Annotated in this window: 12 protein-coding genes and 1 pseudogene; 5 read left to right on the forward strand and 8 right to left on the reverse strand. The window is 70.9% G+C overall.

Going from position 1 to position 15269, the window contains the following annotated elements:
• The first annotated feature begins 163 nt into the window (after nt 1–163).
• Nucleotides 164–859 carry a glycoside hydrolase family 75 protein gene (locus ABZ471_RS00200; RefSeq protein ID WP_359060676.1) on the forward strand — a complete coding sequence of 232 codons (696 nt, stop codon included), beginning with the start codon at nt 164–166 and terminating at the stop codon, nt 857–859.
• A 13-nt stretch (nt 860–872) separates the two neighbouring features.
• Here the strand turns inward: ABZ471_RS00200 and ABZ471_RS00205 are convergent, their stop codons facing one another.
• The 4 genes from ABZ471_RS00205 to ABZ471_RS00220 all read right to left on the reverse strand — a co-directional run bounded on the left by ABZ471_RS00205 (nt 873) and on the right by ABZ471_RS00220 (nt 6415).
• A complete protein-coding gene (locus ABZ471_RS00205; RefSeq protein ID WP_359060678.1) occupies nt 873–1574 on the reverse strand; it encodes an SDR family NAD(P)-dependent oxidoreductase in 702 nt (233 codons plus the stop codon).
• A 482-nt stretch (nt 1575–2056) separates the two neighbouring features.
• Nucleotides 2057–2977, reverse strand: a complete 921-nt coding sequence (locus tag ABZ471_RS00210) for a class I SAM-dependent methyltransferase (RefSeq protein ID WP_359060680.1) — start codon at nt 2975–2977, stop codon at nt 2057–2059.
• A gap of 201 nt (nt 2978–3178) precedes the next feature.
• Nucleotides 3179–4900, reverse strand: a complete 1722-nt coding sequence (locus ABZ471_RS00215; protein ID WP_359060682.1) for a glycoside hydrolase family 6 protein — start codon at nt 4898–4900, stop codon at nt 3179–3181.
• Nucleotides 4901–4939: 39 nt separating this feature from the next.
• Nucleotides 4940–6415 carry a cellulose binding domain-containing protein gene (locus ABZ471_RS00220; protein WP_359060684.1) on the reverse strand — a complete coding sequence of 492 codons (1476 nt, stop codon included), beginning with the start codon at nt 6413–6415 and terminating at the stop codon, nt 4940–4942.
• Nucleotides 6416–6675: 260 nt separating this feature from the next.
• Here ABZ471_RS00220 and ABZ471_RS00225 point away from each other — a divergent pair, with 260 nt between their 5' ends.
• The gene (locus ABZ471_RS00225; RefSeq protein ID WP_359060687.1) at nt 6676–9591 is read left to right on the forward strand and encodes a glycoside hydrolase family 48 protein; all 2916 of its coding nucleotides are present in this window, start codon (nt 6676–6678) and stop codon (nt 9589–9591) included.
• 157 nt (nt 9592–9748) lie between these two features.
• A pseudogene (locus ABZ471_RS00230) lies at nt 9749–10156 on the forward strand (cellulose-binding domain-containing protein); the annotation flags it as partial.
• 252 nt (nt 10157–10408) lie between these two features.
• Here the strand turns inward: ABZ471_RS00230 and ABZ471_RS00235 are convergent.
• Nucleotides 10409–12286: a rhamnogalacturonan lyase gene (locus tag ABZ471_RS00235; protein ID WP_359060689.1), complete on the reverse strand. Its 1878-nt coding sequence runs from the start codon at nt 12284–12286 to the stop codon at nt 10409–10411.
• Nucleotides 12287–12324: 38 nt separating this feature from the next.
• On the reverse strand, nt 12325–13293 hold the full coding sequence (locus ABZ471_RS00240) for a YafY family protein (RefSeq protein ID WP_359060691.1): 969 nt from the start codon (nt 13291–13293) through the stop codon (nt 12325–12327).
• A 40-nt stretch (nt 13294–13333) separates the two neighbouring features.
• On the opposite strand from ABZ471_RS00240, the gene ABZ471_RS00245 reads away from it, so the two are divergent.
• Together ABZ471_RS00245 and ABZ471_RS00250 are read left to right on the forward strand one after the other, a co-directional pair.
• Entirely contained in the window at nt 13334–13855 is a 522-nt protein-coding gene (locus ABZ471_RS00245; protein ID WP_359060693.1) for a hypothetical protein, read from the forward strand.
• A gap of 167 nt (nt 13856–14022) precedes the next feature.
• A complete protein-coding gene (locus tag ABZ471_RS00250; protein WP_359060695.1) occupies nt 14023–14148 on the forward strand; it encodes a hypothetical protein in 126 nt (41 codons plus the stop codon).
• Here the strand turns inward: ABZ471_RS00250 and ABZ471_RS00255 are convergent.
• A complete protein-coding gene (locus ABZ471_RS00255) occupies nt 14126–14875 on the reverse strand; it encodes a class I SAM-dependent methyltransferase (RefSeq protein ID WP_359060697.1) in 750 nt (249 codons plus the stop codon). The genes ABZ471_RS00250 and ABZ471_RS00255 overlap by 23 nt on opposite strands.
• 5 nt (nt 14876–14880) lie before the next feature.
• Nucleotides 14881–15186, reverse strand: a complete 306-nt coding sequence (locus ABZ471_RS00260) for a 4a-hydroxytetrahydrobiopterin dehydratase (protein WP_359060700.1) — start codon at nt 15184–15186, stop codon at nt 14881–14883.
• Nucleotides 15187–15269 lie beyond the last annotated feature (83 nt).

Here is a 15269-nt window from a genome sequence, read left to right on the forward strand (position 1 = left end):
TTCGCCTCCCAGTTCGACACGACCAGTGTTCTCCCGGGAGCGGAACCCCGCAAAGCGCACAGCCTGCGGGACTTCCCCGCAAGGACTTGACGGGGACATGCAGATGGGGCCACCTTGTACGGCACCCGGTAAGGAAACTTTCCTAACAGAAGGGTCCCCCACAGTGCGTTTTCGAACACTGACCCTCGCCGCGGCCTCCGGGGCCGCCCTCCTCGCAGCCGGAGTGCTGCCCGCCCATGCCTCCGGCCACCACGCACCGACGTCCACCCAGGAGGGCTCGGTCAGCGCGGCCGATCTGCTCGCCAAGGTGACGTCCTGCTCGCAGATATCCAACGGCAAGTACAAGACCGACGACGAGACCTCGGCCACGGTCCCCGTGTGCGGCAAGAACGGCGCCGTGTTCTGGAAGGCCGACATGGACGTCGACTGCGACGGCCAGCGCACCACGAACTGCAACGAGGACCGCGACCCCTGGTACCAGGACGACACCGCCTTCCACCAGTCCGACGGCAAGCCGCTCAAGGCCGAGTCCCTGCCGTACGTCGTGGTCCCCAGCTCCAGCAGCATCTGGAACTACTCCGGCGCCGGCATCAAGGGCGGCGGCGTGGTCGCCGTCATCTACAACAACAAGGTCGAGTACGCCGTCGTCGGCGACACCGGCCCCACGAAGATCATCGGCGAGGCCTCGTACGCCACCGCCAAGGCGCTCGGCATCGACCCCGACCCGGCGACCGGCGGGGCCGACTCCGGCGTGACCTACATCCTGTTCAAGAACTCGAAGGTCTCCCCCATCGAGAGCCACAGCGCCGCCGTGACCCTCGGGGACCAGCTGGCCAAGCAGTTCCTGGCCAACAACTGAGGCCGAGCCTACGTCAGTTGGGCTGACCCAGCGGGCGTACGACCACGGTGTTGATGTCGACCCCGGCCGGCTGCCGGATCGCCCAGACCACCGAGTCGGCGATCTGGTCCGCGGTCAGGAGATGCCCCGGGGGCAGGCTGCCGTTGCCGTCCCAGAACGGGGTCTCCACCCGGCCGGGGGCTACCAGCGTGACACCGATGCCGAACTCCGTTACCTGGCGCCGGGTGTTCTCGGCGAGCCCGGTGACCGCCCACTTGGTGGCGCCGTAGATGTTGCCCGGCGTGTTCACGAACCCGGCGACACTGCCGATGAGGACGATCCGGCCGCGGGTCTCCTTCAGCGCCTCGAAGGAGGCGCGGATCAGGAGCGCGGGGCCGAGGACGTTGGTGAGGACCATCTCGGTCCAGCCGGACGGGTCGCCGTCGGCGACGGCGTCGTGGGTGGCGAAGCCGGCGTTGGCGATGACGGTATCCAGTCGACCGTATGCCTTCAGCGTACGGTCGACCGCATCCTGTATGTCGTCGAATGCAGACGCACTACCGGCGACCGTCAGCAGTCGGTCGGGATTTCCCATACTGTCGGCGAAATCCCGCAGCCGCTGCTCCCCGCGTCCGGTGACGGTGACCCGGTGCCCGGCGTCCAGCAGCTGCCGGGCGACGGCCGCACCGATACCGCTGCCGCCGCCGGTGATGAGCGCGACCGGAGCGTCGTTCATGATGTTCCCCCTGCGTGTCGGTGTACGAGCAGGGAGTTCATCACTTCGAGCGCTCTCCAAGTCAAGTCCCGTCGCAGGTACGGCGGTACGGCACGGCGGGAAGGTAGCGGTGCCGTTCCGCCGCGGTGAGTCCCGGCCCGGCCCGCGCACACCAGGTCCGCGGCCCCGTGCGGCTCCAACGGGCCGGCACGGTCGGCCGGATGAGCGGTCGCGACGGCCCCGGGGACTCCGGCACGTCGTACGGCACGGAGGCCGGGCCCTCGGTCGTCCGCGCGCGGATGCTCGCCGCCCGGCGGATCGCCGTGCTGCGTGATCCCGCCGGGCAGCCGCTGGACGCGGACCCACGGGAAAGGGTCAAACGGCAGGTCCCGTCCGCGTCCTTCGAGGAGTGCGGGACGCGGACGGTCCGCGGGGCGCGGGGCGTGGGGCGTGGGGCGCGGGTGAGCGTGTATGCCCGGCCGGGGCTGTGCTGGGCACGGCGCCTAGACGGGCCGTACCGCCGTGTGGACCGTGTACGCGCCCAGAACGAACACGTCCGGCCTGCGGTGCACGCTCGCCGGGTCGGCCGGGTCGAGCAGCCGGTCCAGGGTGGCGCGGTCCTCGGCGTCCAGGCTCTCGGTGGCCGCATCGCGCAGCCGGGACAGGGTGGCGGCGGCGTAGGCGCGGGCCCGGTCGGTCGCCGGGGCGGGCAGGTCGAGCAGGAAGCTGCGGGTGCGGGTGTGCTGCAGACCGGCGGCGGTCAGCAGCGCCGGCCAGTCCTCGGTCACCGCGACCGAGCCGGGCAGGTCGGCCCTCATCCGGGCGAACCACTCCCCCTCCAGCACGTCCAGCCGTGTCTGAAGTCCGGGGCGCCCGATGCCGATGTCCCGGGGCAGGAAGCGGGAGGGGAGGCCGCCTTCGAGGAGGGCCAGGGTGCCGCCGGGGGCGAGCCGGTCGGCGAACGCGGCGAGCCCAGCCTGCTGGTCGCCGAGGTGGTGCAGGCTGCGGCTGGCCCACAGCAGATCGGCCGGGTAGTCCAACTCGCCCAGCACACCGGGCAGTTCACCGGCGAGAGTGTCGAAGCGGTCGGCCACGCCCTGCCGTGCGGCGCGGGCGCGGGCACGCTCCAGCAGCGGCTCGGTGCCGTCGACGGCGACGACCCGCGCACCGGGGAAGGCCTCGGCGAACAGGCAGGCGACGACGCCGGGGCCGCTGCCCGCGTCGACGATCAGCCCCGGCTCCGTCACCTCCTTCGCCAGCCAGGCCATGGCGCGCTCGTAGACGGGGGTGAACAGCTCCGCCTGGGCCTCCAGCCGGGGAGCCGACTCGTTCCAGTCGATGTCGGTGTCATGCGTGTGTGCGTGGGAGGGTGCGTGCCGCTGCTCGTGTGCGTGACGGTCGTCTGCGTGGTGGTCGTGCGCCATGGTGGTCAGCCTCTCCTCGGGATGCGGTCAGCGTGCGGCGGCACACCGGTCGGGGGCCGGCCGTGTTGCCGGTACGGCAAAACCGGGCAGCGGAATCGGGAGGGTCGGCAAACGGGCGACGGGCGCGTGCTTCCTGGAGCGGGAGATCCGCCGGGACCTGTCCCTCGGGACGGGAACCGGCCCCGGCGGAGGCTCACCCGGTCAGGACAGCGGCGGGTAGGCGTTCTGCATCAGCTGCTGGAACTGGGCGGAGAACCAGTGTCCGGACAGCGGGGCGTCGGGCAGGGCGCCGGACATGTTGTTGCCGTTGCGGGCGTTGCCTGTGTACGTCGGGTCGCACATGCGGTCGAAGCCCTTGCCTTCGTCGTTGGCGATGGCGGTGCTGGAGCCGTCGGACTCGCCCGGGGGCTTCATCCACACGTAGGCGTCGATCCCGGCCGCCGGGGCGGCCTGCGGGCGTTCGCCGAGGCCGGCACCGGCCTGGTTGCACCAGTTGCCGACGTGGATACGGCGGTCGTAGCGGCCGCCGTCGACGTAGGTGTCCACGCTGGTCCTCGGGCCGGGTCCGGTCGGGCGGGTGGTGCCGCCCCAGCCGTTGCGGGAGGTGTCGATCAGCATGCCGATGTTCGCGTTGAAGCCGACCGAGACGAGCTGGCTGCGGAAGACCCGGGCGAAGGACAGCTCGTCGACGTAGCGGTTCCAGTCGACCCACTTCGACTGGCGCACCGAGGTGCCGTTGACGCTGTCGTTGATGGTGTAGTTGTCCTCCTTCAGGGCGCTGTAGTTCGCCGTGTTGGTGATGAACCCGGCCACGTCGTCGACGCTCGCGCCCTCACTGGTGGCCGCCTGCTTGAACAGGGTGGCGGCGGGGGCGAAGTTGTCGTCCCAGCCGAGCCAGCCGTGGTGGCCGGCGTCGAGGTAGTTGTAGACGTTGGGGATGGCGCCGAGCTTGGCGAGGGCGTAGCCGACGCCCTTCACGTAGTTGCCGTTGGCGAGCATGGTGTCGCAGTTGGGGGTTGCGGTGGCGCGGCTGCCGGTGTTGGTGACGAGGTTGGGCAGCGAGTCGATCTCGATGGTGGTGGCGATCCTGAGGGAGGCGTACTTCGGGTCGGCGAGGATCGCCGCGATCGGGTCGATGAACTGTGTCCTGTACTTGTCGATCTCGGTGGGGCCGAGTTCGCCGTTGGAGGCGAGCGCCGCGCAGTCCCGGCCCGGCAGGTCGTAGACGACGAGCTGGACGACCTCTTCGCCGCTGCCCTTCTGGGCGAGGGCCGCGTCCAGGTGGGCGCGCAGGCCCATGCCGCCGCCCGCCCCGTTGATCGCGGCGATGCGGTCCAGCCAGACGCCGGTGGGCTGGCCGGAGACGCGGCTGCCGCCCGGTTCGGCGGCGGCCTTGGCCGACCACTCCGGGTTCACGTACACCTTGGCGCCCGCGTAGGGGTTGTCGACGCGCGTGCCGGTGCCTCCCCCGCCGCCGTCTCCCCCGCCGCCTCCGCTGCTGCCGTCGTCGACGTTGCAGGTGACGCCGTCGAGGGTGAAGGCGGCGGGTACGGCGTTGGTGCCGCTGTAGGAGCCGTTGAAGCCGAAGCTGACCGAACTCCCGGTGGTCAGCGTGCCGTTGTAGCTCTCGTTGGCGGCGGTGACGGCGGTGCCGCTCTGGCTGATCCTGGCGTTCCAGCCGCTGGTCACCTGCTGGTTCCCGGCGTACGACCACTTCAGCGTCCAACCCGACTTCGCGGCCGCGTTGTTGGTGACGGTCACGGCTGCGGTGAAGCCGGTGTCCCACTGGTTCTGCACCTTGTAGTCGACGGTGCAGGGGACGGCCGTGGCCGCGGCGCCGGCCGGTGCTGCGGCGAGGGCGGTCCCCGAGGCCCCGGCGATCAGTGCCAGGGCAGCGAGCAGTGATGTTCGTGTACGACTCATGAGTGCGGGTTTCCTTCTTCTGTGAGTCCCCTGCGGGGCTTACGGGTTGAGGGCGCGCAGGTGGTCACGCAGCCCGATGCCGTACGCGGTGGGTGTTCCGTCGTAGGCGGAGATCAGGGACGGGCCGGAGGAGCAGTCCCAGGTGTTCCAGGTCCAGCCGAGGTAGGACAGGTCGCGGTCGTCGAACCACTTCATGACCTGGTCGACGAATCCGTGCGAGCAGGTGTTCTCACCGATCTCCCCGGCCACCAGCGGTACCTGGGCCGCGACGGGGGCGAGGGTGGAGTTCCAGCAGCTCTCGCCGGCACAGGTGTTGAAGTTGTAGACGTGGTAGGCGGCGGCGAGATTGCCGGTGGCGTCGGTGGGCTTGTATGCAGTCCACTGGCTGAGGTCGTTCGCATACGCCAGACCGCCGACCATGATGACGTTCTTCGCCCCGGCCCCTCGGATGCTGTCTACAAGATCCTGCATACCGGCGACCTCGTACGAGATCCCGGGGCAGGTGCCGCCGTCCCGCCAGCACGTCCAGGCGTCCGCCGGGCTGGAGGTCGCCCGGTCCGGGTAGGGCTCGTTGAACAGGTCGAACACGGCCGCCTGGTCGTCCTTGAAGGTTCCGGCGACGGACGCCCAGAAGGACGGGGCGTACTGCTGGTCCGGCATCGGTTTCTGGCAGGTGGCGTGCACGTCGGAGCAGCCGGCCGAGTTGCCGGTGTACTGGCCGTAGGACCAGTGCATCTCGAGGATCGGTGTCATGCCGTGCGCCTCGACGCGAGCCACCAGGTCCTTGACGGCGTTGATGTAGTTCGTGCCGCCGTACTCGGGCTTGATGCCGGACAGGCCGAGCCAGCACTCCTCGTTGAGCGGGATGCGGACCGCGTCGGCCTTCCAGTCGGCGATCGCCTTGACGGCGGCGTCGTCGACGGGGCCGTCCCAGATGCCGTAGCCCTGTACGCACATGAACTCGCCGCCAGAGCGGTTCACGCCGAGCAGTCGGCGGGTCCGGCCGGCGGAGTCCACGAGCCTGGTGCCGGACACGTGCAGCGCGGGTGCGGTGCCGCCCGACGGTGGCGGATCGGTCGGCGGGGGTGTCGTGGGGTCCGGATCCGCGTTGCACGTCGTGCCGTTGAGCTTGAACGTCGTCGGCACGGTGTTGCTGCCCGACCAGGAGGCGAGGAATCCGGCGCTGACGCTCGCGCCGGTGGCGAGCGCACCGTTCCAGCTCTCGTTGGCAGCGGTCACGGTGGTGCCGGACCGGGACCACTTGGCGTTCCAGCCCTGGGTGACCTGCTGTCCGCCGGCGAAGTCGAAGGTGAGCTGCCAGCTGTTCAGCGCGGCCTGGTTGTTGGTGATCTTCACGGAGCCCTGGAAACCGCTGTCCCACTGGCTGGTGACGGCGTACTCCACCGTGCACGCGGGCGTGGCTCCCTCGGCCGTGACCACCGGGACGCCCACGCCTCCGAGGAGCGCGACCGCACCGGCGGCGGTTAAAAGTACTGAACGCGGGGGGTGTCGCATGAGCGACTCCTTGCAGCTTGGCGCGCCGTGACCGGCGCGTCGACTGAATGGAACCGCTCCCACTGGTGCGAAGGAACGTAGCGCCAAGTGGCTTGGTTGCCCAGGGGAGTTGCCTGACTTTTCCTCAACCGGATCCGTCGAATCTTTTCGACTCTTCAAGCACCTTGACCCCTCACAGGCGCATCCTCACTATGGGAGCGCTCCCACTGGTTCAAGCCTTGACTTCTCCCGAGCCGCACGCCGCAAGGAGGAACCAGCACATGGATCCCGGACGCAGACGCAGAGCCGTGCGGCGGTGGTGGACCGCCGCACCGGCCGCACTCGCCCTGCCCCTGACGATGCTCGCCACCGGCACCACCGCCGCGCACGCGGCGACCGTCCAGTGCAGCGTCGACTACAAGACGAACGACTGGGGTTCGGGTTTCACGGCCGACCTCACGATCACGAACCGCGGCACGGCCGCGATCGACGGCTGGACCCTGGCCTACGACTACACGGGCAACCAGAAGCTGACGAACGGCTGGAACGGCACCTGGTCCCAGTCCGGCCGGACGATCACCGTCCAGAACGCCTCGTACAACGGCACGATCGCCGCCGGAGCCGCGGTCTCCGCCGGCGCGCAGTTCACCTACAGCGGCGCCAACGCCGCCCCGGCCTCCTTCGCGGTCAACGGCACCACCTGCGCCGGCGCGCACCAGCCACCGGTCACGGTGCTGACCAGCCCGAGTGCCGGCGCGGTGTACACGCAAGGGGACGCGGTGCCGCTCGCGGCGACCGCGGCGGCGGCCGACAACGCGACGATCAGCAAGATGGAGTTCTACGACGACACCACGCTGCTCGGTACGGACACGAGCGCGCCCTACACGCTCCCGGCCTCAAGCTTGACCGTGGGCAGTCATTCGCTGGTGGCGAAGGCGTACGACAGTCTCGGCGCGTCCGCCGCGTCCACGCCGGTCGGCATCACGGTCGCCTCGGGACCCGCGGTCGTGGCCTCGCCGGCCCAGCTGGGCATCCAGCAGGGCAAGTCGGGCTCGTTCGACGTGAAGCTGTCGACGCAGCCGAGCGCGAGTGTGACCGTGAGCGTGGCCCGCACGGACGGCAACACGGGCCTCACGGTCACCGGCGGTTCGTCACTGGTCTTCACGCCGTCCAGCTGGAACACCGGACAGACGGTGACCATCGCCGCCGACACCTCCGGCACCGGCAGCGCCACCTTCACCGCCACGGCGACCGGCCACACCAAGGCGACGGTCACGGTGACGGAGCTGGCCGCGTCCAAGGCGTACGACGCCCGTTTCCTGGACCTGTACGGGAAGATCACCAATCCGGCGAACGGCTATTTCTCCCCCGAGGGGATCCCGTACCACTCGGTGGAGACGCTGATCGTCGAGGCCCCTGACCAGGGCCACGAGACCACGTCGGAGGCCTACAGCTACCTTCTCTGGCTGCAGGCCATGTACGGCAAGGTCACCGGTGACTGGTCGAAGTTCAACGGCGCGTGGGCCCTCATGGAGAAGTACATGATCCCGACCCATGCCGACCAGCCGACTAACTCCTTCTACAACGCCTCGAAGCCGGCGACGTACGCGCCGGAGCTGGACACGCCGAACGAGTATCCGGCGAAGCTGGACACGTCGGTGCCGGTGGGATCGGATCCGATCGCCGGTGAACTGAAGACTGCATACGGTACGGACGACGTATACGGTATGCACTGGATCCAGGACGTGGACAACGTCTACGGCTACGGCAACGAGCCGGGCGCGTGCGAGGCGGGCCCGACGGCGACGGGGCCGTCGTACATCAACACCTTCCAGCGCGGTCCGCAGGAGTCGGTCTGGGAGACCGTCCCGCAGCCGACCTGCGACGCCTTCCGGTACGGCGGCACCAACGGCTATCTGGACCTGTTCACCGGCGACTCCTCCTACGCCAGGCAGTGGAAGTACACGGACGCCCCGGACGCGGATGCGCGCGCGGTGCAGGCCGCGTACTGGGCGGACGTGTGGGCGAAGGCGCAGGGCAAGGGCCCTGACGTGTCCGCAACGGTCGCCAAGGCAGCGAAGATGGGCGACTACCTGCGGTATGCGATGTACGACAAGTACTTCAAGAAGATCGGCACCTGTGTCGGCCCGTCCGCCTGCACGGCCGGCACCGGCAAGGACGCCTCGCACTACCTGCTGTCCTGGTACTACGCCTGGGGCGGCGCCACCGACACCAGCGCGGGCTGGGCCTGGCGGATCGGTTCCAGCCATGTCCACGGCGGCTACCAGAACCCGCTGGCAGCATACGCGCTCAGCTCGTACGCCGACCTGAAGCCGAAGTCGGCGACGGGCGCGGCCGACTGGGGCAAGTCGCTGCAGCGGCAGCTGGAGTTCTACCAGTGGCTGCAGTCGTCCGAGGGTGCGATCGCGGGCGGCGCGACCAACAGCTGGCAGGGCCGCTACGCCGCCCCGCCGGCGGACACGTCGACGTTCTACGGCATGTACTACGACTGGCAGCCCGTCTACCACGACCCGCCCTCGAACCAGTGGTTCGGGTTCCAGGCCTGGTCGATGGAGCGGGTCGCCGAGTACTACCAGCAGACCGGGAACGCCCCCGCGAAGGCGATCCTCGACAAGTGGGTGAAGTGGGCGCTGTCCAGGACCACGGTCAACCCGGACGGCACCTACCGGATCCCCTCCACGCTCCAGTGGTCCGGCCGGCCCGACACCTGGAACGCGTCAGGTCCCGGCAGCAACAGCGGACTTCACGTCACCGTCGCCGACTACACCGACGACGTCGGCGTGACGGCCGCCTACGCCAAGACGCTCACCTACTACGCCGCCAGGTCCGGTGACACGGCGGCGAAGTCGACGGCGAAGGCGCTGCTGGACGGCATGTGGGCCAACTACCAGGACGGCCTCGGCGTCGCCGTCCCCGAGACCCGCAGCGACTACAGCAGGTTCGGCGACAGCGTGTACGTGCCGAGCGGCTGGAGCGGCACGATGCCGAACGGCGACGCGATCAACTCCTCGTCGACGTTCTCCTCGATCCGGTCCTTCTACAAGAACGACCCGGCCTGGTCGAAGGTCGAGGCCTACCTCAAGGGCGGCGCGGCGCCCGTCTTCACGTACCACCGGTTCTGGGCCGAGGCGGACATCGCCCTGGCCATGGGCTCGTACGCGGAGTTGCTCGAATAAGTCCCCGCGAGACGCTGCGCGGCCTCGGCCGACACGGCAGCCGCGGGTTGCCGGTGGCTGGTCGCGCCGTTCCCCGTGCCCCTGTGGGGCGCGACATCGCACCGCCGGCCGGGCGGTCCCCACCCTCACCGGGGGCCGCCCGGCTCTCGCGCCCTCCTCCTGCAACGGGCGGGGCGTCGTCTACGGCGACACCTCCGAGACGGGCGGCGGCGGTGGCGACGGCGGTACGACCCCGCCGGCGTCCGGTGCCTGCACGGTCAGGTACAAGATCACCAACCAGTGGCCGGGCGGCTTCCAAGCGGACGTCCAGCTGACGAACACCGGCTCGACCGCCTGGTCCGCATGGTCCCTGACCTGGCCTTTCGCGGACGGCCAGAAGATCACCCGGCTCTGGAACGCCGACTGGACCCAGTCGGGCACGTCGGTGACCGTGAGGAACGTGAGCCGGAACGGCACGGTGGCGTCGGGTTCGTCGGTGGGCTTCGGCTTCACCGGTTCCTGGACGGGCGCCGACGCCGAACCGACGTCCTTCGAACTGGGCGACCGGAGCTGCACGGTCGCCTGAACGCCGGGATGCGCTGTGGTCATGAGCATTGACTCCGCGTGATCGCGGGGCGGGATCGGGGCCGCCCGGCACTGGTGGAACGGCGCTTCCCGTGGTGTGCTGGAGGTGGCGGGAAGGACCCTCAGGAGACGCGGGGAAGCGGCTGGGAGCCGCGCACCGCGCAATCGGGATCCGCGAGAAGTGGATGGAGCCCTTCCCGCCCTTTCAGACGTTCACGCGTTCAGACGTTCACGCGTTCGGGGTGCGGTCGGCTCACGGCGTGAACACGGCCGGCCGTGGCGCCGTCGCCATGCCGTCGCCGATGAAGAAGCTCGGGTGGGGTGGCTGGTTGTAGGCCGTGTTCTGCCAGGCCAGCGCCGTGCGGTACTGGCTGTCGTGGAGGAGGGTCGTGATGCGGGTGCTGGTGTCGTAGGGGGTGGAGTAGATACGCAGGGCCGTGTTGTCCGTCGTCGGCCAGACGACCTCCTCGCGCCAGTCGCCGAGGATGTCGCCGGACAGGGCCGGGGTCGCCTTGGTGCCGTTGTCCGAGTGGACGGATGCGCCGGTCAGCAGGCGGGTGTCGGACGTGGTGCCGTACTTGTCGATGTGGGTGCCGTCGAGGAGCTCGCGGACGGTGTCACCGTCCCACCAGGAGAGGAAGTTGGTGCCGGCCGGCTTGCGGCTCGCGACGACCGTGCCCTTCGGGTCACGGATGCCGCTCTCGGCCGACGACCAGGACTCGGCGCCCGGGCTGCCCGCCCAGACGTCCCCGGACACACCCCGGCCGTTGTCGCCGTTCGGGGCCGTGGACCACAGGACCTGACCGGTCCTCGCGTCGGCCATCCAGGAGGACGGCTTCGAGGAGTCCTCGTCGACCTTGAACTCCTCCAGGCCGGGCCGGGACGGGTCCAGGTCGCCGACGTGCATCGCGTCGCCGTGGCCGTTCTTCGTCGTCCACAGGGCGTTGCCGTTGTCGTCCACGGTCATCGAGCCGTACACGATCTCGTCCCTGCCGTCGCCGTCGACGTCGGCGACGGACAGCTGGTGGTTGCCCTGGCCGTCGTAGCCCTTGCCGCTGTTGGTGGAGGAGTTGGTGTCGAAGGTCCAGCGGCGGGTGAGGGTGCCGCCTCGCCAGTCCCAGGCGGTGATGACCGTACGGGTGTAGTAGCCGCGGGCCTCGATGAGGGAGGGGCGGGAGCCGTCCAGGTAGGCGGTGCCGGCCAGGAAGCGGTCGACGCGGTTGCCGTAGGAGTCGCCCCAGGAGGAGACCGTGCCGCGCGCCGGGACGTAGTCGACGGTCTGCATGGCCCTGCCCGTCTGCCCGTTGAACAGGGTGAGGTACTCGGGTCCGGAAAGGACGTAGCCGCCGGAGTTGCGGTGGTCGGCGGAGGCGCTGCCGATCACGGTGCCCGTGCCGTCCACCGTGCCGTCGGCCGTCTTGAGGGCGATCTCGGCCTTGCCGTCGCCGTCGTAGTCGTACACCTGGAACTGGGTGTAGTGGGCGCCGGAGCGGATGTTGCGGCCCAGGTCGATGCGCCACAGGCGGGTGCCGTCCAGCTTGATGCCGTCGAGGTAGGTGTCGCCGGTGTAGCCGGACCGGGAGTTGTCCTTGGCGTCGGTCGGCTGCCACTTGAGGACGAAGTCCAGCTGTCCGTCGCCGTCCAGGTCGCCGACGGAGGCGTCGTTGGCCTCGTAGGTGTACGACACTCCGTCGGGGGTGGTGCCGCCGGCGGGCGGGGTGATCGGTACGTCCTTGTAGCCGGTGCGGAACTGGACGGCGTTGACGGATTCGCCCTGTTCCACGCCGCCCACGATGGCGCGGACCGTGTAGTCGGCCTGGGCGGGGGCGCCGGCGTGGAAGAAGGTGGTGGAGCCGGTGATCGGGGTCGGGTTGACCTTCGTACCGGCGCGGTAGACGTTGAAGGAGACGTTGTCGGGGTCGGTGCCGAGCCAGCGCCAGCCGACGAGGTTGCCGCTGTCGGTGTGGACGCTGACGACGCCGCGGTCGAGCTTCTCGACCTGCCGGGCGGTGGCGGCCTGGGCGGATCCGGGCGAGAGTGCCGTCAGGCCTGCGCCGATCAGGGCCGCGGTGGCGGCAGTCGCGGCCAGGACGGCGCCTCGGCGTCTGCGGTGGGGGTGCGGGTGCTGCACGGGGCGTACCTCCCAGGGAGGACGGACTGGGTCGCCTCTCAGTCGCCGCCGCCCGCACGGAAGTTGCCGTACCTGGCGGCCAGTCGGCTCGCGGTGCGGGCGATGCGCTCGCGCAGCTCGGCCGGTGCCAGGACCTCGATGTCCGTGCCGAGGCTCAGGAACTCGGCGTGTGCGCGGTCGACGGACTCGATGGGGACGGTGGCGCGGGTCCAGCCGTCCGGCTCCGGGCGCCCGTCGGCACGTACGGCCTCGCCCGCAGGGCCGCTGAGGCGGGCGCCGGGGGCCAGCCGTACCACCGCTTCGCCCCGGTGCAGGCGGTCGTGGAAGTCGTGCCGGTACGCCGACCAGTACGCGGCCAGGTCGAAGTCGTCGGGCCGGGTGAACGCGTCGTCGGTCGCCGTGAGTTCGAGGATCTGGTCGACGCGGTAGGTGCGCGGGCCCGGGCCGGCGGCCACGTACCAGCGGCCCGCCTTGAGGACCAGGCCGTACGGTTCGAGGCGGCGGCGGACGTCGGTGGGCTCGCGCCACCGGCGGTAGAGGACGTCGAGGACGCGGCTGTTCCAGACGGCGTCGGCGACGGCCGGCAGGTGGGGGGTGTCGTCCGGGGCGGCGTACCAGCCGGGGGCGTCGAGGTGGAAGCGGCCGCTGATCCGGTCGGCGTGGCCGCGCAGTTCGGGCGGCAGCGCGGCACGGACCTTGAGCTGGGCGGCGGCCAGGAACGGGCCGAGCCCCAGGTCGGCGGCGGGGCCGGGGGCGCCGGCCAGGAACAGGGCCTCGGCCTCGGACGTGGTGAGGCCGGTCAGACGGGTGCGGTAGCCGTCGAGGAGGCGGTAGCCGCCGGCGTGGCCCGCGTCGCCGTACAGCGGGACGCCCGCCGCGCTCAGCGCCTCGACGTCGCGGTAGACGGTGCGCACGGAGACCTCCAGCTCCTCGGCGAGCTGGGCGGCGGTCATCCGGCCCCGGGTCTGGAGCAGGAGCAGGATCGAGACGAGACGGCTGGACTTCACTGACACATGGTGTCAGTGAAGGGGTTCTAGCGTCGCGGCCATGGTCTTCCGAGAGAAACTGCTGACCGTGCCGCCGCCGATCGAGGTGGCCGGGCGGCACGTCAAGCGCTACCACGTCACCGCCGACCCGGCGGGCATCGCGCCCGAGGTCGAGAAGGCGGCGTACGCGATCCTGCCCGAGCTGCTGCCGGAGCCGGACGGGACGCCGCCGGCGACGTTCGTGGTGCTGCACCGGGGCGACGACGACGGCGCCTATCTCAACGCGTACAGCTGGGTGTGGGACAACGTCCTGCACTTCCGGGGGGCGGCGGCGGGCCAGCCGGTGCTCGGCTGCCCGGACCGCGATCCTGCCCGCTTCGTCCGGCCGGATCTGCCGTGGATCGGCTGCGTCTGGGAGCTGCCGCCGATCCTGCACGAGCGGGACGCCTGGGTACGGCACCTGCTGGCCCCCGAAGTCCCCGACCTCGACGCCTACTTGGCCGACAGCCTGCCCGAGGGAACCACGGGAGACCGCTCAGGAGCAGCCCGCACGACTTCGCTGCGCCGGCCTCGGCCGAATTGAGGAGCCTGTTGGCCCGACGCGTGCCCTCGTCCGCGGCTCGAGCCGGGGGCTCCGCCCCCAGACCCCCGTCGGCCTGAACGGCCTCGTCCTCGAACGCCGGACGGGCTGGATTCTGCCGACCGGCGCCGGCGAGTTGCTGCGACACGCACGGCGGCAAGGACGTGCGGGTGCGGTTCGTCCGGTCGGGCGTCTCCCCGGCGGGTGCCCGCTGGGAGCAGGCGTTCTCGGCGGACGGCGGGGAGACCTGGGTGACCGACTGGACGACGGACTTCACACGGCCGCCGGCTTCCTGAAGGCGCGCACGCCGAAGACGGGGTCGGGGCGGGGGCGGTCCTGGTCCGGGAGGCGGGCCAGCTGTGCGGCGAACTCCTCGGTGCGCGGATCGCCGGGCGGCAGCACGGTGAACCAGCCGCGCCGCAGGTCGGCGATGGTGGAACGGGGGCTGCGGCCCTGCCCCAGGCCGGGGAAGGAGGCCTCTTGGCAGGGGAGCAGCCCGTGCTCGGCCGCGTGGGCCGCCACGGCGGCGGCGGCGTCCTGGGCGGGCCTGCGCGGGCGCGGGGCGAGAACGCCGTCGATGTCGCTGCCGACGTCGTGCGCGGCGGCCTTGTCGACGGTGGTGACGTAGACCCCGCCGGGGCGCAGCACGCGGGCGCACTCGGCGACGACGGCGCGGACGTCGGCGGGCCCGGACAGCAGGTGCAGCAGCCAGACGCTGGTGACCGCGTCGAAGGTGGCGTCGGCGAAGGGCAGGCGGCGGCTGTCGGCCCGCAGGACCGCGCCGGGCAGCCGGGCGGCCGCCATACGGGCCATGCCGGGGGCGAGGTCCGCGCCCGTCACCCGCAGCCCGGGCCGGGCGGCTGCCAGGCGCCGGGTGACGATGCCGGTGCCGCAGGCGACGTCGAGGAGACGGCCCGGCCGGGCGGGGACCAGACGGAGAACGGCGGCTGCGGCCGCCTCGGCGCGCGGCTCGCCGCCGCGGGACGCGTCGTAGGCGCCGGCTTCCTTGTCGTAGTCGAGCATGCCCCTCAGTGTGGTCCGTGACCTGGGGCGATGTCCTCCACCCTGCGGGCGAGTTCGAAGTCCTTCGCGGTGACGGCGCCGCCCACGCTGTGGGTGTTCACGCTGAGGGAGACGGTGTGGTAGCCGAGGGTGAGGTCGGAGTGGTGGTCCAGTTCGTCCTGGATCCGCGCGATGTGCACGACCAGTGCCGTCGCGGCGAAGTGCGAGCCGAGCCGGTAGGTGCGGGTGAGTCGGTCCCCGTCCAGCGACCAGCCGGGCAGCTCGGCCAGCCGGTCCTCGATCTCCTTCTGCGACAGCGGTTCGACGGCCATGCCTGTCTCCCTTCGTGGAGCGCCGGATACGTGCTCGTGGCGGCCGGTCCGTGGTTCGTGGAGCGCCGGATACGTGCTCGTCG

Source organism: Streptomyces sp. NPDC005728, assembly GCF_040630895.1.
Lineage (GTDB): Bacteria > Actinomycetota > Actinomycetes > Streptomycetales > Streptomycetaceae > Streptomyces.